We start from the raw sequence: 22603 nt of genomic DNA, 5'->3' as shown, positions 1-22603 counted from the left end.
ATGACGGCGCTTCGCCCCCTTGCCGCCCGCCTGCTTACCGCGATCCTGCCGCGGATAAAGCCAGGCGGTGGCTTGGCGGATGGGCCCGTCTTCATCAGCTCCGTCCGCACCGGCCCTCGCCAGCATGCCGCCCTGTTGATGGACGAGGATGGGCGCGAACTGGGCCGGCTGCCCCTGGAGGGCCGCGGCCACGATATCGCTACCGACAGCGTCAATCGGCGGGTCGTCGTCTTCGCCCGTCGGCCCGGCTATTTCGCGCTGGTCATCGACGTCCCGAGTCTCACGCCGCTCGCGACGCTGCGCCCGCCCGAGGGCCACCATTTCTTCGGCCATGGTGTCTTCTCAGCAGATGGCAAGCTGCTCTATGCGACGGAGAATGACTTTGCCGGCGACAGCCCCCGTGGCGTCGTCGGGATCTATGATGCGACGGGCGGCTTCGTCCGGATCGGCGAGTTCGAAACCGGCGGCGTCGATTCGCACGAGATCCTGCTGTCGCCGGACGGGGCCTCGCTGATCGTCGCCAATGGCGGCATCGTCACTCATCCGGACTTTGGTCGCCAGAAGCTCGACCTCGCCGCGATGCGCCCCTCGATCGTGAAAATCGACCGCGAAAGGGGCGACCGGATTGCTGAAACGACCCTTCCCGCCTCGCTCAACCGCCTCTCCATGCGCCATATGAGCTTCGATGGTCGCGGCAATCTCTGGTTCGGCTGCCAGTGGGAGGGAAACCGCCAGGAAAAGCCATCCCTCGTCGGCCGGATCGACAGCAACGACCAAGCAACGCTGATGTCGTTCCCGGAAGATTGGGCCAGGATGGCGCGCAACTATATCGGCTCGGTCGTCGCCAGCCGCGACGGCACGCGGATCGCGACCTCGTCACCGATCGGCGGTGCCGTCTTCATCTGGGACGCGGAAAAAGCAACGCCGCTCGCTGCCCGCCCCTTCCGCGATGGCTGCGGCCTTTCGGGACGGGAAGGCCATCACTTCCTGGCCACATCAGGCGACGGAATCCTGATCGATGTGGAAGATGGAGGCGAGCCCACGGCGCTCGCGCGCCGAGAGTTCCATTTCGACAATCATTTGAGGCGCTTGGGCTAGACGGCGCCGATGCTTGCCAGCCGCCGCTCCTCGTCGACGATGTAGTCGCGGATGACCGGGACATCGTCGCGCTTGTCGGAGATCAAGATCTGGAACACGAAATTCGAGCCGTGCAGGAAGCCGAGCTCGACCGAGGCCAGATAGAAGTCCCACATCCGGCAGAAGCGCTCGCCCATCATCTCGACGGATTCGGCCCGCTTCGCTTCATAGGCGAGGCGCCAGTCGCGGATGGTCCAATAATAGTGGAGGCGCAGGCTCTCGCAGTCGGCGCACCAGGTTCCGGTCCGCTCCAGAGAGGCGAAGACCTCCGACATCGCCGGCACATAGCCGCCGGGGAAGATGTATTTGCGGATGAACGGCGCCGTCGTGCCGGGCGGCGACATGCGGCCGATGCAATGGACCAGCGCGAAGCCGCCGGGCTTGGTCAGTTTCTTGATGCCGGAGAAGTAATTGTCGAAATTGTCGATGCCGATGGCTTCCATCATGGCGATGGAAACGACGCGGTCATAGGTGCCCTCGAGTTCGCGATAGTCCTTCTCGAGGAAGGTCACCTTGTCGGCGACGCCTTCGGCGATGGCCCGCTCGCGCGCAACCGCAAGCTGCTCGGGCGACAGCGTCACCGACGTGACCTTTACATCGTAGTTGCGAGCCAGGAACGTCCCGAGCGCCCCCCAGCCAGAACCGATCTCGGCGATATGCATGCCGGGCTCAAGCTTCAGCTTCGCCGCGATATGGCGAAGCTTGTCGATCTGTGCCTGATGCAGCCCGACATCCGGCGACGTATAATACGCGCAGGAATAGGTCATCGTCTCATCAAGCCAGAGCCGGTAGAATTTCGGCGGAATGTCGTAATGGTAGCGGATATTGCTGGAAGCCTCGCCGCCGAGCTTGTTCGACTGCTGACGGCGGCGAAATTTCTTCCAGACGGCGCGGAGCGCTTTCTGCACCGGATGGGCGGCAAGGCCCGAGCGGTTGACGGAGAACAGCAACAGAAGATCAAAGACCTTCCCGCCATCCTCGACGACGAGGCGACCGTCCATATAGGCCTCGGCGACCTTCAGTTCCGGATTGAGGAAGATCTCGCGCTCCACCGCCTTGTCGGTGAGGCGGATCGCGACGATCGGCCCGTCGACGCCGCTGCCGAAGCTCTGTCGGGATCCATCGGCAAAGGCGACCGTGAGCCGTCCCTTCTGAACGAAGCGCTGGAGCAAATGAGGAAGAAGGCGCATCGGATTCCCTTGCCGGTTTGGTCAAGGCGAGGGTTAGCGCCGGAATCGCCGCCTGCCTAGCCGAGTTCGAAGCTGGTGATGCCAAAAATGCGCGAAAGCGGCAGCGAAGGTGCCGATCCACGATACATCCGGGCGGTTTCAAAGGCCGGTGTCAATCCGTGCCTCGCCGCCAGGGCCAGCGCGGTCGCATTGGGCTCGGGGCAATCCAGAAAGACGATGTCTCGTTCGGCCCCGGCTGCCAGCGCGGCGAACAACCGGTCCGCCTCGTTCTCGCCATCGGCAAAGAGCGGCCCGATCTTGTAGCCGGAAACCGCTGGACGGATCGTGCCGAAACCTCGCACCTCGCCATTCTCCACGAGGGCAAGACTGCGTCTTCCACCCTGCCCATCCAGCCAGGCGCGCAGAAAGGCGGTACGCCCGGCGGGAAAGCACCCCCGATCATAGGCGGAAACCGCATCGAACAGCCCCGGCCCGATCTCGACGATTCCCGGATCCCTGAGCGAATCCAGATCCGGCCGACCGCCGAAGCGGATATTGCGATGGGCCAGCCCGAAGCCGGAGCGGGCATAATTGGCCTGCTGTGCGACGACACCGTCGAGGCCGATGGTTCGTCCTTCGAGCCGCGTCAGTCCCGCCTGCCAGGTTCGCCAGCCATAGCCTTTGCCGCGCTGGTCGGGCCGGCAGATGTAGAAGCCGAGAAAGCCGAAGCTCTCGCCATAGCGCACGACCGAAACAGCGGTGACCGGCTCCTCGCCGAGGAAGCCCATCAGGAAGCCGCCGACGTCTGCTGCGAGGAACGGCTCGCGGTCACCCCAGCCCGGGTTCCAACCTTCCGCCTTTGCCCAGCCGAGGGTGATGTCCAGTTCGTTCGGCCCCATCGTGCGAACCGTAAATTCCTTGGACATGTCTCCCTCCCGTTGAGCGCACCGTTTAGCCCATCGGCGACAGCTTGTAGCGGCGAGCCGCTTGAAACAGGACGACGTGAACGGCTAACCTCTCGTCTAAGGGCCACATTCGCCAGCGAAATCAAGAGCTCTATCCGGAAACCCGCCCTCTCGCCCAATACCGTCGAGACATTTGCGCGCCGACCGCGCCCAGGAGAACAGCATGCCTTTCGAGACCCGCGCCGCCGGCCGCACCGGTCTGCAGCTCTCAACGCTTGGCCTTGGCTCGGCCACGCTGGGCGGCAATGTCCGCCCGCCGATCTCGGACGCCGATTCCCGTTCCATGGTCACGCACGCCTTCGAACTCGGGATCCGCTATTTCGACACGGCGCCCTTCTACGGTTACGGGAAGGCCGAGCGCATCATGGGCGACAGCCTGCGCCCACATTCCGGTTGGGCGCTGTCCAGCAAGGTCGGACGCCTGCTCAAGCCTCGCGTGACGCCGCGCGGACCGGAAGACCAGTGGGTCGACCCGCTGCCCTTCGAGCAGGTCTATGACTATTCCTATGACGGGGTGATGCGCTCCTTCGAGGACAGCCTGCAGCGCCTCGGCCTCGACCATATCGACCTCCTGCTGATGCACGACGTCAGCACCGAGACGCTGGGCGAGGCCGGGAAGGCGCATCACTTCCCGATCGCCATGGATGGCGGCTACAAGGCGATGGACCAACTGCGTTCCTCGGGCGCGGTCAAGGCGATCGGCATCGGCGTCAATGAATGGCAGGTACTCGCCGAGGCCCTTGATTACGGCCAGTGGGACGCCTTCCTGCTCGCCGGGCGCTACACGCTGCTGGAACAGGAGCCGCTCCATACCCTGTTCCCGAAATGCCAGAAGGCGGGCACGACCATCGTCCTTGGCGGGCCGTTCAATTCCGGCATCCTCGCCGGCCGCGACACCTGGAACTATGCGCGCGCACCGCAGGCGATCATGGACCGCGCCAACGCCATCGCGCGGGTCTGCGACGCGCATGGCGTCGAGCTTCCCGCTGCGGCGCTTCGCTTCGTCATCGGCAACCCGATTGTGTCGAGCGTCATTCCCGGCCCCCGCACCGCGGCTGAACTCGATCAGATCGTCGGCTGGTGGAACCAGCCGATTCCGGCGTCGCTCTGGACGGATCTGCGCAACGAGGGCCTGATCGATCCGGAATCGCCACTGCCGGCTTGACCCGCGGAAGTTGCGGCGCGATATGCGCGGGGGCGACCCACTGTCACGCCCCCGACGCGTCCTCTGGATATTTGCCGGGCGAAACCCCAGATGCGCCGCAGCGTTCGCGAGGTCTCCTAGACGATGGAATTTCTCTCTTCAAACCTGATCGGCTCCGAACTGCTCGCCCTCGCGACGGTCGTGATGATCGATCTCGTCCTGGCCGGCGACAATGCGATCGTCGTCGGCATGGCCGCCGCGGGCCTGCCTCCCGAACTGCGCCGAAAGGCGATCATCCTCGGCATCGGCGCCGCCGCAGGGCTTCGCATTATCTTCGCCTTCTTCGCCACCAAGCTGCTTGGCGTCATCGGCCTGACGCTTGCCGGCGGAATCCTGCTGCTCTGGGTATGCTGGAAGCTATGGCGAGAGATCCGCAACAGCGACCATCATGCGGCGTTGGACCATGATGCCGATCTTCCAGCGGGCGCCACCGGCGGCAAGACGCTGGGCCAGGCGCTGTGGCAGATCATCGTCGCCGACGTCTCGATGTCGCTCGACAACGTGCTGGCGGTCGCCGGTACGGCCAGAGAACATACCTGGGTGCTGATCGTGGGCCTGACACTCTCGGTGGCTCTCATGGGTATCGCCGCTAATTTCGTCGCCAACATCCTGAAGCGCGCGCCCTGGATCGCCTATGTCGGCTTGGCCGTCATCGCCTACGTCGCCCTGCGCATGGTTTGGGATGGAGGGCTGGAGATGTTCCACTTTGCTGATGCGGTCGGAGCATTTTGACGAATAGCGCTTGGCGCGGCCCTGCCGCCCTTGCGATCTTCGCGGCTTTCCTGTGGGGCGTGGCCGAAAGCACCTGGTTCTTTGTCGTCGCCGATGTGCTGCTCACCTTCATTGCGCTGCGCTTCGGCTTCCGGACGGCCATCTTCGCGAGCGTGGCGGCTGCGACCGGAGCCCTTTGCGGCGGCGCCTATCTCTGGGTTCTCGCGACCAACGATCCGCCGGCAGCGCTGGATGTTCTGAACGCAGTCCCCTTGCTAACGCCTGGGCTGATCGAACGCGGAATGGCGACGATGGCGGCGCCATACTGGCCGTTCGGCATGCTGACGGGGTCGTTTACCGGCGTTCCTTACAAGATCTTCGCGGTTGGTGCCGGCCAGCAGATGACGCCGCTCGCATGGTTTCTGGCGGCAAGCCTTCCGGTCCGGCTTGTCCGCTTCGTGCTGGCGAGCGCCGCAGTCGCCGTCGCCGATGGGTGGATCGGCCGGCGAATGAGCCCGCCACGCAAGGCGCTCGGGCTCCTTCTGTTCTGGGTCGTCTTCTACGGCCAGTTCTGGCTGCGGATGAGCCTGGCGACGGGCTGAATCGATCGGCTTTTAGCCCTTCAGCATGCCGTCGATGGCGTATGCGTCGATATCGGCCAGTTCCTCGTCACTGAAATCCGATTTGTCCAGAGCCGCCACGGCATCCTCGATCTGCGAAACGCGGCTGACGCCAATCAGGGCCGAGGTCATGCGCGGATCGCGCAGCACCCAGGAAAGCGCCATTTGCGCAAGGCTCTGGCCGCGGCTTGCGGCGATCGTGTTCAACGACGCAACGCGGGAGAGGTTAGCCTCGGACAGCGAGCTCTCCTGCAGGAAATGCGAATGGCGGACGCGGCTATCGGCCGGAATGCCCTTCAGATAGCGGTCCGACAACACGCCCTGCTCCAGCGGCGAGAACACGATGCAGCCCATGCCCTCCTGTTCCAGCGTATCGAGCAGATGGTCGCGCTCGGTCCAGCGGTCGAGCATCGAATAGCGCGGCTGGTGGATGATGATGGGCGTACCGAGGTCGCGGGCAATCGCCGCCGCCTCGCGGGTCTGGGCCGAGCTGTAGCTCGAAATGCCGACATAGAGCGCCTTGCCCTGCCGCACGATCGAATCGAGCGCGCCGATCGTCTCCTCAAGCGGCGTATCGGCGTCAAAGCGGTGGGAATAGAAGATGTCGACATAGTCGAGCTGCATCCGCTTCAGGCTCTGCTCGAGGCTCGCGAACAGATATTTGCGGCTGCCATATTCGCCATAGGGACCGGGCCACATGCGCCATCCGGCCTTGGTCGAGATGATCAGTTCGTCGCGATAGGGCTTGAAGTCGCCGGTCGTCATCGTGCCGAAGAATTCCTCGGCGGATCCGGGAGGCGGGCCGTAATTATTGGCGAGATCGAAATGGGTAATGCCAAGATCAAAGGCGCGGTGGCACATCGCCCGCATCGTCTCGACTTTGCCGTCATAGCCAAAATTGTGCCACAGCCCGAGCGAGATCGCCGGCAACATCAACCCTGAACGGCCGACACGGTTGAACTTCATCCGATCATAGCGATCGTCGGCGGCGACATAGACCATGGTGGCGTCTCCCGGATGGACAGGCCTGCAACGGAGCGGCACGCCCGAATGAGAATGGATCGATTCAATCGTATAGCCATTGCGCCGCGGCGCGGCTCCGGTCAAGGCATCCACGACGATGACGAACTATCCAAGACGCTCGCCAGCTTCTAGAAACGATGGTCACAAGAGCCGGGAGGAATACATGGCCACGACGCTTTTCGATCTGACGGGGCGCACAGCCCTTATCACCGGCTCCAGCCGGGGCATCGGCCTCGCCATCGCCCGTGGCCTCGCCGAGGCCGGTGCAAGTGTCGTGCTGAACAGCCGCGACCCGAAGGCGGTCGAGGCGGCGGTCGGCGAGCTTCGCGGCGAGGGTCTCATGGCGAGCGGAATCGCCTTCGACGTGACCGATCCGGAGGGTGTGAGGAGCGCCGTCGACGAGATCGAAAAGGGAATCGGCCCGATCGACATCCTGGTCAACAATGCCGGCCTGCAAAAGCGCATGCCGCTGGTCGATTTCCCGTTGGAGGAGTTCCGGCGCGTAATCGAGACCAATGTCGATGCGCCCTTCATCGTCGGCCAGGCGGTGGCGCGCAAAATGATCCCGCGCGGGCGGGGGAAGGTCATCAACATCTGCTCGGTCACCAGCGAACTCGGCCGCGCCACCATCGCGCCCTACGCCGCCTCCAAGGGCGCGGTGAAGATGCTGACCAAGACCATGTGCGCCGAATGGGCCGCCCATGGCATCAATGTGAACGGCATCGGCCCCGGCTGGTTCAAGACCGAACTCAACAAGGCCCTGGTGGAGAGCGAGAGCTTTCATGCCTGGCTCGTCCAGCGCGCGCCGATGCGGCGCTGGGGCGAATTGGAGGAACTCGCCGGCGCCGCGATCTTCCTGGCCTCCGAGGCCTCAAGCTACGTCAATGGCCACATCCTTTATGTCGATGGCGGGGTAACGGCGGTCGTTTGATCGGACCGCTCAGCCGATCCGCTTCTCGATGCGCCGGTCCGGAACAAACCAGATCACCGAAACCAAGAGGTAGAGGGCGATCGCGAGATAGACGTTCACAAACGCACTGGCGATGCCGGCCAGATAGATGACCAGCGAGCCATAGCCCTTGAGGTCACGGCCGATGGCGAGAGCAAGCGTCGACGCGGCCCCTTCGTGCTTCAGCAGGAAATGCAGCAGCACCGAATAGGCCAAGGCACACATCAGCAGATCAGCGCCATAAAGCGCCACCGGCACGGCCTCCAGGTGGTTTTCGCCCATCCACGCGGTAACGAATGGAATGAGCGAGAGCCAGAACAGCAGGAACAGATTGGCCCAGAGCACCGGACCGCTCACGCTCTTCACCGCATGAAAAAGGTGGTGGTGGTTGTTCCAGTAGATGCCGACGAAGATGAAGCTGAGCACATAGCTCAGGAAAATCGGGATCTCCGGCACGAGCGCGGCCAACGTCGTCTCGTGCGGCGCGTGCAACTCCAGCACCATGATCGTGATGATGATCGCGATGACGCCGTCGCTGAACGCCTCAATGCGGCCTTTGCCCATTCACCCTGCTCCACGGATCGCGAAACTAGCGCCAATTGTGCGCCGGCTTGTAGCCGAGCATGCGCTTGGCCTTCTCGATCGAAAGCAGCGTCTCATGCGGCGCGAAGGACCGCTTCCGGGGAACGCCCGGGAATTCGGCGTCGAGCAACTCATCGTTGGGGCGCCCCATCACGCCGTCCTCATTGGCGATGATGAACGCTTCGGCGCCCTTCAGAGGCGATTCGAGCGCGAGGCGGACGGCCTGCGCCGCGTCGCGAGCATCGATATAGGCCCAGAGGTTCCATTTCCGGAGCTTGGGGTCGGCGTCGAAGCCGGGAAACTCGGCATAGCGTTCCGGCGCCATGATGTTGGAGAAGCGGAGGCCGAAGATCTTGAACGAGGGATCCCAGCGGCAGAATTCCTCCGCCATCGCCTCGGAGAGATACTTGGACAGCGAATAGGCCGTCTCCGGCCGCGCGTGATATTCCTCGTCGACGGGAACATAGGGCGGCGGCGTCTCGAATGGCAGGCCGAGCACCGTTTCGCTCGACGCCCAGACAACATTGCGGATGCCGAGAACGCGGGCCGCTTCGAAGATATTGTAGGTCGAGATCATATTGGTCTCGAAGATCACATGGTTCGGCGCAAGGCCCGGTGCCGGGATCGCGGCGAGATGAACGATGCCCGTAACCTTGGCGACGCGCTCGTCGATCGCCGAAAGCGCCGCGACCGCCTGGCCATATTCGGTGATGTCGGCGCGTGAGAAGCGCACGCCCTGCCCGGCCGGCTGCGGCGCCATGTCGATGGACGTCACATCATAACCGTGTTCCACGAGATCCTTGACCACGGCACGGCCGGCAAGGCCGCTTCCTCCCGTTACGACAATCATCGTCTTCTCCCTATCGTCTCGCCTAAGCTGAAATCCGAATCTAGGCCGGCCTTGCCTCCGGCGCCACCCATGGAGATGCTTTCGATGAACAGAAGTCTCGTTGCCGCCGCCGGCCTCGCGGGCGCGATCGGCGTCGCGTTCGCCGCCGCCGGCTCGCATATTCCCGGCGCCGAGCGCATGGCGACGGCAGGCTCAATCGCCATGGCGCAGGCGCCGGCGCTGCTGACGATCGGCCTCCTTGGCCGTTTCGGCGGGCGGCTCCTCGCCATCGTCGGCTGGGTGATCGCGGCCGGGCTCCTCGCCTTTGCCGGATCGCTCGCCTTTCACGATCTGACCGGCAGCGCCGCCCTGGCCTTCATCGCCCCGATCGGCGGTACAGTCATGATCCTCGGCTGGCTCGGCTTCGTCGTGGCGGCGGTCCTCGCCAAGCGCTGAACGCTCGGCTCTGGCCTTTCGGCGCCGGCTCGTCTATCTGATGCGCCACTCCGATAGCCGCTTAAAGACGATACAAATGGACGCCTCGACCGGACCCGTCGAACGCCGACGGACCTTCGCCATCATCTCGCACCCCGACGCGGGCAAGACGACGCTGACCGAGAAGCTGCTGCTGCTCGGCGGCGCGATCCAGCTCGCGGGCGAGGTGAAGGGCAAGCGCGACCGCCGCCAGACCCGCTCCGACTGGATGAACATCGAGCGCGAGCGCGGCATTTCCGTCGTGACCTCGGTGATGACGTTCGAATATGGCGGCGCCATCTTCAACCTGCTCGATACGCCCGGCCACGAGGACTTCTCCGAGGACACCTACCGCACGCTCACGGCCGTCGATTCCGCGGTCATGGTGATCGACGCGGCGAAGGGCATCGAGGCTCGTACGCGAAAGCTCTTCGAAGTCTGCCGCCTGCGCGATATCCCGATCGTCACCTTCATCAACAAGCTCGACCGCGAGAGCCGCGATCCGTTTGAACTTCTCGACGAGATCGAGAAGACGCTGGCGCTGGACACGGCGCCCATGACCTGGCCGATCGGCCGCGGCCGCGACTTCGCCGGGACCTACGATATCGTTCATCGAACCGTTCGCCGGCTCGACCTCGAGAACGAGGTTCAGAAAGTCTCCGGACCGGAAGATCCGCTGATCGACACCATGACTTCGCCCGAAGCCGTGGCGCTTTTCCGCGAGGAGATCGAGCTGATCGCCGGTGCGGCCAACGGATTCGACCGCGACGCGTTCCGCGAGGGCCATCTGACGCCGGTCTATTTCGGGTCGGCGTTGCGCAATTTCGGTGTCCGCGACTTGATCGACGCCCTGGCCGAGTTCGCCCCGCCGCCACGACCGCAGCAGGCCGAGGGCCGGATTGTCGAGCCGACCGAACCGAAAATGTCGGGCTTCGTGTTCAAGATCCAGGCGAACATGGATCCGAACCATCGCGACCGCATCGCGTTCCTGCGCGTCTGCTCCGGCCGGCTGGAGCGCGGCATGAAGGCGAAGCTGGTCCGGACCGGTAAGCCGATCCCGCTTTCCAGCCCCCAATTCTTCTTTGCGCAGGACCGCCTGCTCGCCGACGAGGCGTTTGCCGGCGATGTGGTGGGCATCCCCAACCACGGCACGCTGCGCATCGGCGACACCCTGACCGAGGGCGAGAATCTCGTCTTCCGCGGCGTGCCGAGCTTTGCGCCCGAAATCCTGCGCCGCATCCGGCTGCAGGATCCGATGAAGGCGAAGAAGCTCAAGGAAGCGCTGCAGCAGATGGCCGAGGAAGGCGTCGTGCAGGTCTTCGTGCCGCATGATGGCTCCCCGGCGATCATCGGCGTGGTTGGCGCGTTGCAGCTCGACGTGCTGAAGGAGCGTATGCAGGTCGAATACAGTCTGCCGATCGACTTCGAACCGTCGCGCTTCACCGTCTGCCGTTGGATCACCGGCGCTGACAAACTGGCGCTGGAGACTTTCGTCGAACGTCACCGCTCGTCGATGGCGGCCGATCTCGACGGCGCGCCGGTATTCATGGCACCCTCGGCCTTCGAGCTCCGCTACGAGCTCGATCGCTCGCCGGCGATCACCGCCAGCGAGATCAAGGACTATCAGCGTCAGGCGGCCTGACCCTCTGCGAACGTTCATCGGAGCTACAATGCCCGTTGATGTTGACGACCTCCGCCGGCTCTTCCTGGCCCTTCCAGGCGTCGCCGAGAGTACGCATCACGGCACGATCTCGTTTGTCGTCGCCAAGCGCTTTCTGGGTCGCCTCCGTGATGACGATACCGTGTTTGCCATGCGCTGCGATCTAGGCGAGCGTGGGTTCCTGATCGAATTCGCGCCAGATGTCTTCTTCATCACCGACCATTATCGCGGTTATCCCTATGTGCTGGTTCGGCTCGCAGCGGCCAATTCAGAACAGCTGCAGCCGCTCGTGGAGCGTTGTTGGCGGATGCAGGCGACCAGGCGGCTGGTCGCTGCCTTCGACAAGGATCGCCCAAGCGGCCTTGACGGGTCTCATCACGCTGACACGAACGATTGCAAGTCGGTCTGAACCGCAAATTCTGCGACCGGCATCATGGAACGACCGGCGTCGACAAGTCATAGTGGCGACAACGAGTCTGTGGCGAACCACCATCGGAGGATAGGATGCAACGAGTAGCTAAGCGATGGATCGTGGCGCTTCTCTTGGCGTCAGCGAGCGGTGCGGCCTCGGCGGCCGGGTGCAGCGACCCGTCTGGTTTTCCGGCCTGGCTGAAATCCTTCGAGAGCCAGGCGATCGCCAGCGGTGTCTCGCCTTCCACCGTCTCCTCCGCGCTCGACGGCCTCTCTTACGCCCCCGACGTTGTCGCCAAGGACCGGGCGCAGAAGGTGTTCGCGCAGAGCTTCCTGCAGTTCTCGGATCGCATGGTGGCGAAGTATCGCCTCCAGCAAGGCCAGCAGTTGATCAAGGCCAACGCCAAGATTTTCGCGCGCATCGAGAAGGACTATGGCGTCCCGGCGCCGGTCATCGTCGGATTCTGGGGCCTCGAGACCGATTTCGGCGCCAATCTCGGCGACATGCCGACTTTGCGCTCTCTGGCGACGCTCGCCTATGATTGCCGCCGGCCCGATCTCTTCCGCGACCAGCTGATGGCGGCATTGCAGGTCATCGACCGCGGCGACCTGACGGCGGCGCAGATGAAGGGACCCTGGGCCGGTGAACTCGGCCAAGTTCAGTTTCTGGCCACGCACTATCGCGATTTCGCCGTCGACTATGATGGCAATGGCAAGCGCGACCTGATCAAGTCGGTGCCGGATGTGCTCGCCTCGGCGGCCAATCTGCTCGTCCATGAAGGCTGGCAGCGCGGCCAGCCCTGGCTTACCGAAGTGAGCGTGCCGGTCGAGCTCGATTGGAAAGACGCGGATCTCACCGTTACGCATCCCGTCTCGGTATGGCAGCAGATGGGCGTCGCGGCGACTCCAGGCTCGAAGCTCGGACCGGCCAACCTTCCGGCGTCGCTGATCCTGCCCATGGGCCGCAAGGGGCCAGCCTTCCTCGCCTACCCCAATTTCAACGTGTATCTCGCCTGGAACCAGTCCTTCATTTATTCCCTGACGGCGGCCTATTTCGCCACCCGTCTCGCCGGAGCGCCGCCGCTCGGGCGCGGCAGCGGCGCGACGCAACTGGACTATAAGCAGGTCGTCGAATTGCAGAAGCTGCTGGCGAAGCGGGGCCACGATGTCGGCAAGGCCGACGGCACGATCGGCGCCGGCACCCGCGCCGCCGTGAAGGCGATGCAGATCGAACTTGGCCTGCCGGCGGATTCCTTCCCGGATCAAGCCCTGCTCGATCGCTTGCGCTCCGGCGGATAGGCGATCGTTCTCGATCTCACGGGTTGCGCTTCGCCCCGGGCGCGGCCATCATGGTGCGTGAAAGCCGAAGGGGTCGAGAATGTCGCTCTCCGATTGGGCCTGGCTGGCGCTGGGCGCCTATACGATCCACATCTGCGAGGAATATTTCCTGAACTGGCGGGACTGGGCCCGCGCCGTCGTCAAGCTTCCCGTGACCTGGGCCGATTTCGCCGTCACCAACGGCGCCGTCATCGCGCTCGGCATCGTGCAGGGCGAACTTGCCTCGACCGTGCCGCTCATTCCGCTGGTCTACGCCGCCCTACTGCTCATCAACGCGACCTTCTTTCACGTAGCTCCCGTCATCTGGACGAAGGGACGCTATTCGCCGGGCGTCGCGACGGCTGTTGTCCTCTTTTATCCGACGGCGATCGGCACATTCGTGCAGGCTTCCAGGGAAGGCTCGCTTACCACCGGCCTACTCATCGCTTCATTCCTCGGCGGCGCGGCACTCATGGCGCTTCCCATCACGCTGATCAAGCTGAGATCGCATCGCTATTTCCAGCAGTCCTGACTGGTTTCGAAGCGATCTTGGCCGTCGCCCGATCATTGCTTTGACGGCTCCGCGGGGCTTCCTGTGAGCCCCTTCACAGTCGGATCGTGGCGCGGCGGTATAGTCACGCCGCGAACGTCCGGTGTTGACCGCCTTGCTGCCGAAATGCGCTGTCAGGTGTGGCCGCTAAACGATGCCGCAATGCATCGCAATTCGATTGATCGTGATCGGACCGGCCATGAAGCAACGGAACAAGCGCGCATAGTCGGCAAGGCGTAGAGTGGGGATCGTTTGAGCGGCAGCTACAAGGGGAAGCCATGACCATCTGGATCGTTCTCGCCGTCATCGTCGTCGTCGCGATCTATGCCATCACGCTCTACAACGGCCTGGTCGCCAAGCGGAACCTCGTGCACGAGGGCTGGTCCGGCATCGATGTGCAGTTGAAGCGCCGCGCCGATCTGATTCCCAATCTCGTCGAGACGGTGAAGGGCTACGCCGCGCATGAGAAGGGCATCTTCGAGGATGTCGCCGCCAAGCGGGCAGCCTCGATGGGAGCGAAGGATGTCACCACCCAGGCAGCGGCGGATCAGGCGCTCAGCGGGGCGCTCGGACGGCTGATCGCGATCGCCGAGGCTTATCCGGAACTGAAGGCCGATGCGAATTTCCGCGAGCTCCAGACCCAGCTCGCCGAGGTCGAGGACCAGATGCAGATGGCGCGGCGCTACTACAACGGCACCGTGCGCGATCTGAACACAGCGGTGCAGTCGTTCCCGGCGGTGCTCGTCGCCGGCGCGCTCGGCTTCCACGCCGAGCCCTTCTACGAGATAGAGGACCGAGCCGCCGCCCAAATCCCGCCCAAGGTTTCGTTCTGAGCGCGGAAGCGATGATGCTGCGCCGCCTCGCCCTCTTCGTTCTGATCGTCTTCGGGACCGCGCCGGCGCTGGCCGAAGAGCGCATCCAGCGCTTCGTCAGCGACGTTCGCATCGAGCGCGACGGCACGCTGGACGTTGCCGAGACGATCCGGATCACCGCCGAGGGCGACCAAGTCCGGCACGGCATCCTGCGCGATTTTCCCACCGTGTACCAGGACCGAAACGGCGCATCGATCGTGGTCGGATTCGACGTCCAGTCGGTGCAACGCGACGGTGTGGCCGAACCCTACGCGATCGAATCACTCGGCAATGGCGTGCGCATTCGTATCGGCTCGGCAGACATATTGGTGCCCTACGGATTGCACGAATATGTCATCCGCTACCGCACGACCCGCCAGATCGGCTTCTTCGCTGATTATGACGAGCTCTACTGGAACGCGACCGGCACGGACTGGACATTTCCGATCGACGTGGCCGAGGCCCGGATCACGCTGCCGGATCCGATCCCGTTCTTGCAAAAGTCGTTCTACACAGGTCCCGCCGGCGCGCGCGGCAGGGATGCGCGGGTCGCCTCCGAGACACCGGGCGGCATTGTCTTCCAAACCACGGCGCCGCTCCCACCCGGCAGCGGCCTCACGGTCGCCGCCGCCTGGGCGCGTGGGGCCATCACGCCGCCGAGCGGCGGGCAGCGGGCGTTCTGGTGGATCGAGGATAATCTGGGTGCCCTTGTCGCAACGATCGGAACGCTGCTCGGCATTTTCTATTTCGTGCACGCCTGGCACGTCGTCGGACGCGATCCGCCGCGCGGCACGATGGTCCCGCTGTTCTCGCCGCCGGACGGGCTCTCCGCCGCTGCGACACGCTATATCGCGCGGATGGATTTCGACGACCGAACCTTCACCGCCGCGATCCTCGATCTCGGCGTCCATGGCCGGCTCAAGCTCAGCGAAACCGGAAAGCTGCTGACCCTGTCGATGCTTCAGGGCGGCAAGGCAGTGCCCGCGGAGGAGGAAGCCACCGCGGCGGCCCTCTTCCGCCGCGGTGTCGCCGTACCGCTCCGGCAATCGAGCCACGCGATCCTCTCCGCGGCGAAGTCAGCGCTTCAATCGGGACTCTCCAGTGCCTATGCCGGCTCGGTGTTTCACTGGAACGCCGGCTGGCTCACGGCGGGCGTCGTCATTACGCTGGGGGTCTATGGGCTAACGGTCGTTGCGAGCTTCTATTCCATGGGAGCGGAACGAGCCGGTGCCGTCGCCTTCAGCCTCGCCTTCGCGTCCGTGGCGGGCATCGTCATTGGCATCGCTATTCATCAGGGCCGCAGCGGCGGATCGATCTTCGGCCGCCTTGCGACCTGGCTGTTCATGGGCCTCTTCGCGGTCGTCTTCGGTGGCATCGGCATTGTCGGCTATCTTGAAACCATGCGCGGCCCCGTCGATGCGCTCATCCTGCTTTTGCCGTTCGTGCTGCTCCCGGTCCTCGTTTCCGCCTTCTCCTGGATGCGCTCGCCGACGCCCGAGGGGCAGAAGGTTCGCGATGCGATCGAAGGTTTCCGCCACTATCTGGGCGTCGCCGAAGAGCACCGTCTCGACATCCTGCACCCGCCGGAAAAGACGCCCGAACTCTTCGAGCGCTATCTGCCCTATGCGGTGGCGCTCGATGTCGAGAACGCATGGGCGGCGAAATTTGCCGACGTCCTGGCGACAGCCGGCGCAACGGCGGCCGTGGCACATTGGTACGCAACGAGTTCCAACCGCGACGTCGGTAGCCTCGTCGAGCAGCTCGGCTCCAGCCTTTCGCAGACCGTCGCCTCCGCTTCCACCGCGCCGGGATCGAGCTCGGGATCCAGCGGCGGCGGCTCTTCAGGAGGGGGCGGCGGCGGTGGCGGGGGATCGGGCTGGTAAGGCCGAAAACGAGGCTACGGCACGGCGAGATCGGCGATGACCGGCAAATGGTCCGACCCGAATTCATCGCCGATCTTCAACCCGACGACGCCGATCGAAGGCGATACCTCGACATGGTCGATCGGCGAGCCGAGAAAATCCGGTGCCCCGAACTCACGGAAGATACGCGTTGGCGCCGGCCATGCCCCCTCGCTGGCGCGAAGCCCGGCCTTGGCCAGCATCTTCGAAAAGAACGGCGACCAGTAGGGCGTGTTCCAGTCGCCGACGACGATAACATCGGAGCCCTTCAAATCGTCGGCGACATGAGCGGCGATCTCGTCGAGATAGACGTTGCGCGCCTTCCACGCGACGTAGGAGCGCGGCGTGGGCGGGTGTATGGCATAGACGATGAGAGGGCGCTGCGCACCGGGGCGGAGGATCTCGACGCGCAGAGGTATGGCGCCCAGCGCCGCATCCTGCTGGGGATGATCGCGCCAGTATAGCCGCGACGCGCGGATCGGATAGCGGCTGGCTACCATCACCGAACTCTCTCCATCGCGAAATTCCGGGCCCGCGAAATAGGGATAGCCGGCGAGGCCCTTCAGCGTTTGTCGCCATTCCGGCACAACCTCCTGAGCCACGACAACATCGGGCGTAACGGCCTCGACCAGTCGCCGATACCCTTCGGTATCGGCATTGTCGCCACCCATGATGTTCGTGCTGAGGACCCGGAAGTTACCGATCTTCGCCGGATCTGCCATCGGAGTGGACGGCACGATCAGCGGATAGGCGGCCGCCGCGAAGACAAGCGCGCCGACGACCATTCGCGGCCGGCTCCGCGACAATAGCGCCAGCAATAGCAAGCCGAGCGCCAGCGCCGCGACATGCGGACGGAAGAACGTTACCATGTCGAGCAGCCACGCTGTCGCACCGAAATAGCCCGCCACGACACAAACGAGGGCGGCGAGCACGATGGCGTCGAAACCGAACCGGGTCATGGTCAGCAGATGCGAGATCACGACACCTCTCGGCTGCGAACGCGATCGAACGCCCCCCGTGACACCCTTGAGATCGGCTTCGTTCACGGCGACTCCTGGCAAGCATCGACCTGCCGTTTATGCTGCACTGCAACGCAGCGCGTCAATCAGCGGGGCCGCCGCCTGTCTCACCTGGCGGCGACCGGAAAGTGCGCCGTGGCCACCCGTCGATCGAGGCCATCCAGGATGCGCATCGCCAATGCTTCGTAGTTACCATCGAAATGATGGCCTCCCGCCGTCTCGATAACGTCAACGCCGCTCCCCTTCAGGCGCGAGCAGGCGCTGTCGCCCTCGCCCGAGCCATAGAAGCACTGGACCAGCAAAGGCGGGATTTTCGAGATATCCGGCAGTGTCGCTACATCGCCTGAAAGCCCGAGAAAGCCCCGCGCGGAGATTTCATAATCGGCCCGGTCGGACAGCCCCAAGAGGGAAATCTCCGCCACCTTCGCCTTCTCCTTGGCCGGAAGCTGATCATAGGCAGCCGGCAGCACGTCCGCCCCGAAGGAATAACCGACGAGAACGACCCGAGTCGCACCCCATCGCCCGGAATAATGATCGATGATACGCGCGAGATCGGCCGAGGTGCGCTTGCGGGTCTTTTTGGACCAGAAATAGTGCAGCGAATCGATTCCGACGGTCGGCACGCCCCGCTTTTGAAAGATGCCGGCGATCGACCGGTCTAGATCTCGCCAGCCGCCATCACCGGAATAGACTACCGCCATCGTATTGCGCGGGGACTGCACCGGCATCACGATGATCGGTAAATCCGGCAAGGCGTGGCGGGCATCAGCGCGCAAGAGGATGCCGCAACCAATCGCCAGCACGATCGCAGAGAGATTCCGCGCCAAAGCCATGTTTGAACGCCATGCCCCATGGCGGACCAGGATAAAACGAGCCGGCGGATTTCCGCAGTGGCCGAATGACGGATGAGGGCGCCCTCGTCCGTCGCCGACGCTTCTTCGTACGACCCGAGCCGCCAAGTCGCCGGGAAAAGCCGGTCCCCGGCCGGCGACCGTTATTTTTCCGCCAATGGATAACCCGTATGCGCGACGCGCCGCTTCAGGCCGTCGAGGATCTTGTTCGCGAGCCCTTCATAGTCGCCATCGAAATGATGGCCACCGGTCGTCTTGATCATCTCGATGCCGGTGTTCTGCAGCTTGAGGCAGGCGCTGTCGTCTTCCTCTTCGCCATAGACACACTGGACGAGAGCCGGCTTGATCTTGGCGAATTCGGGCAGCGTCGCGCCGTCGCCCGAACTCGTGCCAAGGAAGCCGCCGACCGAGATCTCATAATCGACCTGCTCCGAAAGCCCGAGCAGCGACATCTGCGCGACCTGGGCCTTCTCGACGATCGGCAGGCCATTATAGGCGGCCGGCAGCATGTCGGCGCCGAAGGAATAGCCGACGAGGATCACCCGGTTGACGCCCCACAGCTCGGAATAGACGCTGATGATGCGCGCCAGATCGGCCGAGGTCTGCTCTGGGGTCTTCTTGGACCAGAAGTAACGCAGCGAGTCGACGCCGATGGTGGGGACACCCTCCTTCTGGAAGACGTCGCCGATCGACTTGTCCAGATCGCGCCAGCCGCCGTCGCCGGAATACACGATAGCCATCGTGCCGTGGGTCGGCTTGGCCGGCAGCGAAACGAGCGGCAGGTCGGCCAACGGATTGTCGTCCGTGGGCGGAGCCAGCAATTTGTCGAGACGAGCCTGGAGGGCGTCGAACGGCGTGGTGTCGACATCCTTGGTCTTGATCGCGAAGCCCTGGGATTGCAGCAGCGCGACATGGTCTTTCGAATCCTGCGCCCCGGCGGAGGTGAAGTAGACATCGACCGGATTGGTCAGATCGCCCTGGGCAAGGCCATAGACCGTACCCCCATTGGCCGCCACATGCGGGGCATCGGTGCAGATCGGCTTGAGGAGCGGCACGGCAAGGGTCGGATCGATGGAGACCGTATGGCCCATGGTCGCATCCGGAGTTTCCGCCGCGATGGCAAGGCCCAGCGCGCCAGCCGTACCAACACCGGCAACGATCGGCGAGAAGTAGTTGGGCGTTCCGAGGCCGCGCTGGATCCGGTGGCTCAGATCCTCGATGTCTGAAACGAGATAGACGCAATCATCCGTCTTGTTCTGCTCAAGGGCGGCGAACATCGTCACCGTATCGACGCCGACGACTGCCGCACCTTCGCCCTGCATCTTGACGGCGGCCGCCTCCTCTTCGGCTCCCCAGCCGTTGGCATCCGAGAACAGGAACACCGCTCCAGTGACCGTGCCGGTCGGCAGGTAGACTTTCGGCTTGCCAAGGAAGCCGGCATCCGCTGTCGTGACGGTGCCAGGCGTGAAATGATCAATGGGAGCCGGAGCCGGGGTATCAGCGATAGCCGGCAGGGCGACGCAGCTCGCCAGGAAAATGGCGGCCAGTTTCATTTTCATTTCCCAACTACTCCCTTGAGACCGCCGCTGATCAGTACCGTGACATCGGCCAGCGCCAGAACCGGGCTGGCGCCGCCTGAAACGGCCATGTAGCGAGGTTGCCATTCGGGCTGGAACTTGGCCTTGAAGGCCCGGAGCCCGGTGAAATTGTAGAAGTGCTCGCCATGATCGACGACGGCGCGGGCCAGCTTGTGCCAGAACGGGGCGGCGGGGCTCTCGTAGAGCCCGGACAGCGGCGCCATGCCGAGATCGAAAGTGCGATAGCCATCGCCCTTCAGATGGAACAGCAGCGCGGTGAAGAGGAACTCCATCGTCCCGCCCGGCGCGTCCGGCGTACAACGCATGAGATCGACCGTCGCCTCGCTGCGAAGGTTCGTGGTCATGACCGTCGCGAACGCCATGATGCGTCCCTCGAGGCGAACGACCGCGACCGGATGGGTCGCGACATAGTCGCGCTGGAAGGCACCGATCGAGAAGCGCTTCTCCCGCGCCTTGCGCTCGGCCAGCCAGAGATTGGAAACGGCCTGCAGCGCGTCCATCTCTTCGACGACCTCGGCGGGAGACAGCAGTTGGAAGGTCAACCCGTCGCGCTGCGCCCGGTTGAAGGCATGACGCAGGCTGGCCCGCTTGCCGCCCTTCAAGTCGAATGCTGCGAGATCGACATGCGCCGCCTCCCCCAATTTGAAGGCCTGCAGGCCTGCATCGGCATAGAAGGCGAGGTTCTGGGGCTGAACCTGATAAAACACCGCCCGGCCGCCGGCCGCATGCGCCATTTCGACGAATTGCCAGACGAGCCCGGACCAGGAGGAACGCGGCCCGACCGGATCGAACAGCGCCACCCAGGAATGGGCCTGCCGGCCGAACATGATGAAGGCCTTACGGTCTTCCGAGAACAGAAGCGTCTTGTCGCCGAGGCGAACCAGATTGGCGTCTGGATGCGCCTGATCGAGCAGAATCTCGGTCGCAAGTGTGATTTCTTGTGTCGTCGGCAGGCCGGTCTTGCCCTTCGAGGGACGCAGCAGCGACCAGACGCCGAGCGAGCCGGCGGCGATGACGACGCCCAGAATGGCCCGCAGGCTGCGCGGCGCCTCCTCCGAGAACTCGAACTGCCACCAGAGCTTCCGCGAATAGTCGACGTCGCTATAGACGAAGAACAGCACCGCGATCGCGCTGATGACCACGGTGGCGATGGCGAGGTACCAGCCCGGCGAGAGCGTCTGATGCAGGAGCGACGCGGGACGGGTGAATTCGCGACGTGTCGCCAGCAGCGCCAGGAACAGCAGCGATAGCGCGATCGATTCCGAGATCGCGAGCGCCTTCAACAGCGATAGGACGGCCGCCAGGCCAACCGAGATCACCGCCGCCCACCATGCGCCGTCGAGGCGATGCGCCAGGCCGCGGGCAATGACGATAAGGCCCAGGCCCAGCACGCTCTCGATGAAATGCGCACCTTCGACGATCGGAAGCGGCAGGATCTGCGACAAGATATCGAGCCGCGAATCGGCTGCCGGCGTCACGCCGGAGAATATCAGGACGGCGCCCATCAGCAGCGTCAGCGCGGATAGGACGCGCGGCGACAGGCGCGCGCCGGCTTTGAGCACGCGGGAGGCCTGCGTCCCCGCCGTGGCGCGGCTCAGTTCAAGCACCGAGACGACGCCGCTCGCGGTCAGCAGGGGCAGCCCGTAATAGATCAGGCGATAGAGGAAGAGAGCCGAGAGAACTTCGTCGATCGAGGCCGTGCGTCCGATGACGGCGACGATCACCGCCTCGAACACGCCGATGCCCGCCGGAACATGGCTGGCTACGCCAAGGCCGATAGCGACCGCATAGACGGCGACGAAGGCGGGAAAGCCGAGATCGGTCTGTGGCAGCAGCACCCAAAGGACGGCGGCCGAGGTCGAAACGTCGAGCAGCGTGCCGACGAACTGCGCCCCCATGATCTTCGGCGAGGGCAGAACGATCGAAATGCCGCGCCAGCCGATGCGGCTCCGTCCGGTCGCGGAGGCGAGGAACAGCCCGCCAAGCGCCATCAGGATCACGCCGCCGATCGCTGCGATGATGAACGGGGGCAGGCCGATCGGCGCCGCGACATCCACCGGATCGAAGACGAGACCGAGCGCCACGACTCCAGCAAGGCCGATGCCGAAGGCAACGGTGATGAAGGCCACCACCTTGGCGACGTCGGAGGGCTCAAAACCGAGTCGGCTATAGAAGCGATAGCGGATCGCACCGCCGGTGAGCGGCCCGAAACCGGCGGTGTTGCCCACCGCATAGGCACAGAACGAGGTCAGAGCGACGAGCGGATAGGGAACCTTCTTGCCAAGATATTGAAGCGCCGAATAATCGTAGATGCTCAGCGACAGGAAGCTCAGCGCCGTGAAGCCGACGGCGGCGAGAATCGCGGTGATCGGCGTCGCATGCAGCGTATTGACGACGTCGTCATAATTGACTTCGCCGATCAGCCGACTGATCGCCAGCCACACCAGAACCAGGACGCCAATCCCGGCAGCCATCGTCAGGAACGGCTTCCAGCTCGATGCCAGTTCCGCAATTCGTACCCAGAATCCGCGCGATTCAGGTCCCGCCTCCGATGCCGGCGGCGCCTTGTGCGCCACCGGCTCGTTCTGGCTCGAGGAATCTACTGTCAGTGCTCTATCGACCATGGCCCCAGCAGGGCGCCTCATCCGAAACGTCTTGGTCCTACGTTTCGCGGACTTGGCCGCCCTTCCCTGCAAATCGCCTACATGTTGCGATAGCAGCTTCAAGAGGCTCAAATTGGGCTGTATTGAGGCTGCGGCATGGCTGCCAAAACGGCCAAATG

At 64.1% G+C, this 22603-nt stretch carries 21 protein-coding genes; 12 read left to right on the top strand and 9 right to left on the bottom strand.

Annotated elements, in window-relative coordinates; genetic code table 11:
* Nucleotides 1-1098, top strand: coding sequence for a DUF1513 domain-containing protein (locus OSH05_RS18715; protein ID WP_266352784.1), 1098 nt, complete (start codon nt 1-3; stop codon nt 1096-1098).
* On the opposite strand, the gene OSH05_RS18710 is transcribed toward OSH05_RS18715, so the two are convergent.
* Entirely contained in the window at nt 1095-2327 is a 1233-nt protein-coding gene (locus OSH05_RS18710) for an SAM-dependent methyltransferase (protein ID WP_104218127.1), read from the bottom strand. The two genes, OSH05_RS18715 and OSH05_RS18710, sit on opposite strands and share 4 nt — an antisense overlap.
* Nucleotides 2328-2383: 56 nt before the next feature.
* Entirely contained in the window at nt 2384-3232 is an 849-nt protein-coding gene (locus OSH05_RS18705) for a GNAT family N-acetyltransferase (protein WP_104218128.1), read from the bottom strand.
* 202 nt (nt 3233-3434) lie between these two features.
* Between OSH05_RS18705 and OSH05_RS18700 the strand changes: the two genes are divergently transcribed.
* From OSH05_RS18700 to OSH05_RS18690, 3 genes are all read left to right on the top strand, one after another.
* A complete protein-coding gene (locus OSH05_RS18700) occupies nt 3435-4436 on the top strand; it encodes an aldo/keto reductase (protein ID WP_104218239.1) in 1002 nt (333 codons plus the stop codon).
* 123 nt (nt 4437-4559) lie between these two features.
* Nucleotides 4560-5207, top strand: coding sequence for a TerC family protein (locus OSH05_RS18695; RefSeq protein ID WP_104218129.1), 648 nt, complete (start codon nt 4560-4562; stop codon nt 5205-5207).
* Entirely contained in the window at nt 5204-5788 is a 585-nt protein-coding gene (locus tag OSH05_RS18690; RefSeq protein ID WP_104218130.1) for a hypothetical protein, read from the top strand. Before OSH05_RS18695 ends, OSH05_RS18690 begins: the two co-directional genes overlap by 4 nt.
* Nucleotides 5789-5800: 12 nt before the next feature.
* On the opposite strand, the gene mgrA is transcribed toward OSH05_RS18690, so the two are convergent.
* Nucleotides 5801-6808, bottom strand: a complete 1008-nt coding sequence (mgrA, locus tag OSH05_RS18685; protein WP_104218131.1) for an L-glyceraldehyde 3-phosphate reductase — start codon at nt 6806-6808, stop codon at nt 5801-5803.
* Nucleotides 6809-6992: 184 nt separating this feature from the next.
* On the opposite strand from mgrA, the gene OSH05_RS18680 reads away from it, so the two are divergent.
* On the top strand, nt 6993-7760 hold the full coding sequence (locus OSH05_RS18680; protein ID WP_207778710.1) for a glucose 1-dehydrogenase: 768 nt from the start codon (nt 6993-6995) through the stop codon (nt 7758-7760).
* A 9-nt stretch (nt 7761-7769) separates the two neighbouring features.
* Here the strand turns inward: OSH05_RS18680 and OSH05_RS18675 are convergent, their stop codons facing one another.
* Complete coding sequence (locus OSH05_RS18675) at nt 7770-8342, bottom strand: TMEM175 family protein (RefSeq protein ID WP_104218132.1); 573 nt, start codon at nt 8340-8342, stop codon at nt 7770-7772.
* A 25-nt stretch (nt 8343-8367) separates the two neighbouring features.
* Nucleotides 8368-9210 (bottom strand): NAD-dependent epimerase/dehydratase family protein, encoded by an 843-nt coding sequence (locus tag OSH05_RS18670; protein ID WP_104218133.1) that lies wholly within the window; start codon nt 9208-9210, stop codon nt 8368-8370.
* Nucleotides 9211-9294: 84 nt separating this feature from the next.
* On the opposite strand from OSH05_RS18670, the gene OSH05_RS18665 reads away from it, so the two are divergent.
* The 7 genes from OSH05_RS18665 to OSH05_RS18635 all read left to right on the top strand — a co-directional run bounded on the left by OSH05_RS18665 (nt 9295) and on the right by OSH05_RS18635 (nt 16335).
* Nucleotides 9295-9645: a DUF423 domain-containing protein gene (locus OSH05_RS18665; protein ID WP_165801514.1), complete on the top strand. Its 351-nt coding sequence runs from the start codon at nt 9295-9297 to the stop codon at nt 9643-9645.
* 76 nt (nt 9646-9721) lie between these two features.
* Nucleotides 9722-11305, top strand: coding sequence for a peptide chain release factor 3 (locus OSH05_RS18660; RefSeq protein ID WP_104218135.1), 1584 nt, complete (start codon nt 9722-9724; stop codon nt 11303-11305).
* Nucleotides 11306-11333: 28 nt separating this feature from the next.
* On the top strand, nt 11334-11732 hold the full coding sequence (locus OSH05_RS18655; RefSeq protein WP_104218136.1) for an MmcQ/YjbR family DNA-binding protein: 399 nt from the start codon (nt 11334-11336) through the stop codon (nt 11730-11732).
* A gap of 95 nt (nt 11733-11827) precedes the next feature.
* Complete coding sequence (locus OSH05_RS18650; protein WP_104218137.1) at nt 11828-13033, top strand: lytic murein transglycosylase; 1206 nt, start codon at nt 11828-11830, stop codon at nt 13031-13033.
* Nucleotides 13034-13112: 79 nt separating this feature from the next.
* Nucleotides 13113-13583, top strand: coding sequence for an HXXEE domain-containing protein (locus OSH05_RS18645; RefSeq protein ID WP_104218138.1), 471 nt, complete (start codon nt 13113-13115; stop codon nt 13581-13583).
* A 302-nt stretch (nt 13584-13885) separates the two neighbouring features.
* Nucleotides 13886-14434: a LemA family protein gene (locus OSH05_RS18640; RefSeq protein WP_165801523.1), complete on the top strand. Its 549-nt coding sequence runs from the start codon at nt 13886-13888 to the stop codon at nt 14432-14434.
* Between the two features lie 11 nt (nt 14435-14445).
* Entirely contained in the window at nt 14446-16335 is a 1890-nt protein-coding gene (locus OSH05_RS18635) for a DUF2207 domain-containing protein (RefSeq protein ID WP_266352780.1), read from the top strand.
* A gap of 14 nt (nt 16336-16349) precedes the next feature.
* Here the strand turns inward: OSH05_RS18635 and OSH05_RS18630 are convergent, their stop codons facing one another.
* The 4 genes from OSH05_RS18630 to mprF form a co-directional block, all read right to left on the bottom strand.
* Nucleotides 16350-17399, bottom strand: a complete 1050-nt coding sequence (locus tag OSH05_RS18630; protein ID WP_104218140.1) for an endonuclease/exonuclease/phosphatase family protein — start codon at nt 17397-17399, stop codon at nt 16350-16352.
* A gap of 80 nt (nt 17400-17479) precedes the next feature.
* Nucleotides 17480-18205 (bottom strand): virulence factor family protein, encoded by a 726-nt coding sequence (locus tag OSH05_RS18625; RefSeq protein ID WP_104218141.1) that lies wholly within the window; start codon nt 18203-18205, stop codon nt 17480-17482.
* Between the two features lie 161 nt (nt 18206-18366).
* Nucleotides 18367-19776, bottom strand: a complete 1410-nt coding sequence (locus tag OSH05_RS18620) for a virulence factor family protein (protein ID WP_165801516.1) — start codon at nt 19774-19776, stop codon at nt 18367-18369.
* A gap of 2 nt (nt 19777-19778) precedes the next feature.
* Nucleotides 19779-22397 (bottom strand): bifunctional lysylphosphatidylglycerol flippase/synthetase MprF, encoded by a 2619-nt coding sequence (mprF, locus tag OSH05_RS18615; RefSeq protein WP_266352778.1) that lies wholly within the window; start codon nt 22395-22397, stop codon nt 19779-19781.
* Between the last annotated feature and the right edge of the window lie 206 nt (nt 22398-22603).

This window comes from Kaistia algarum (genome assembly GCF_026343945.1).
Classification (GTDB): domain Bacteria; phylum Pseudomonadota; class Alphaproteobacteria; order Rhizobiales; family Kaistiaceae; genus Kaistia; species Kaistia algarum.
This window is presented reverse-complemented; position numbering and strand designations above follow the sequence as displayed.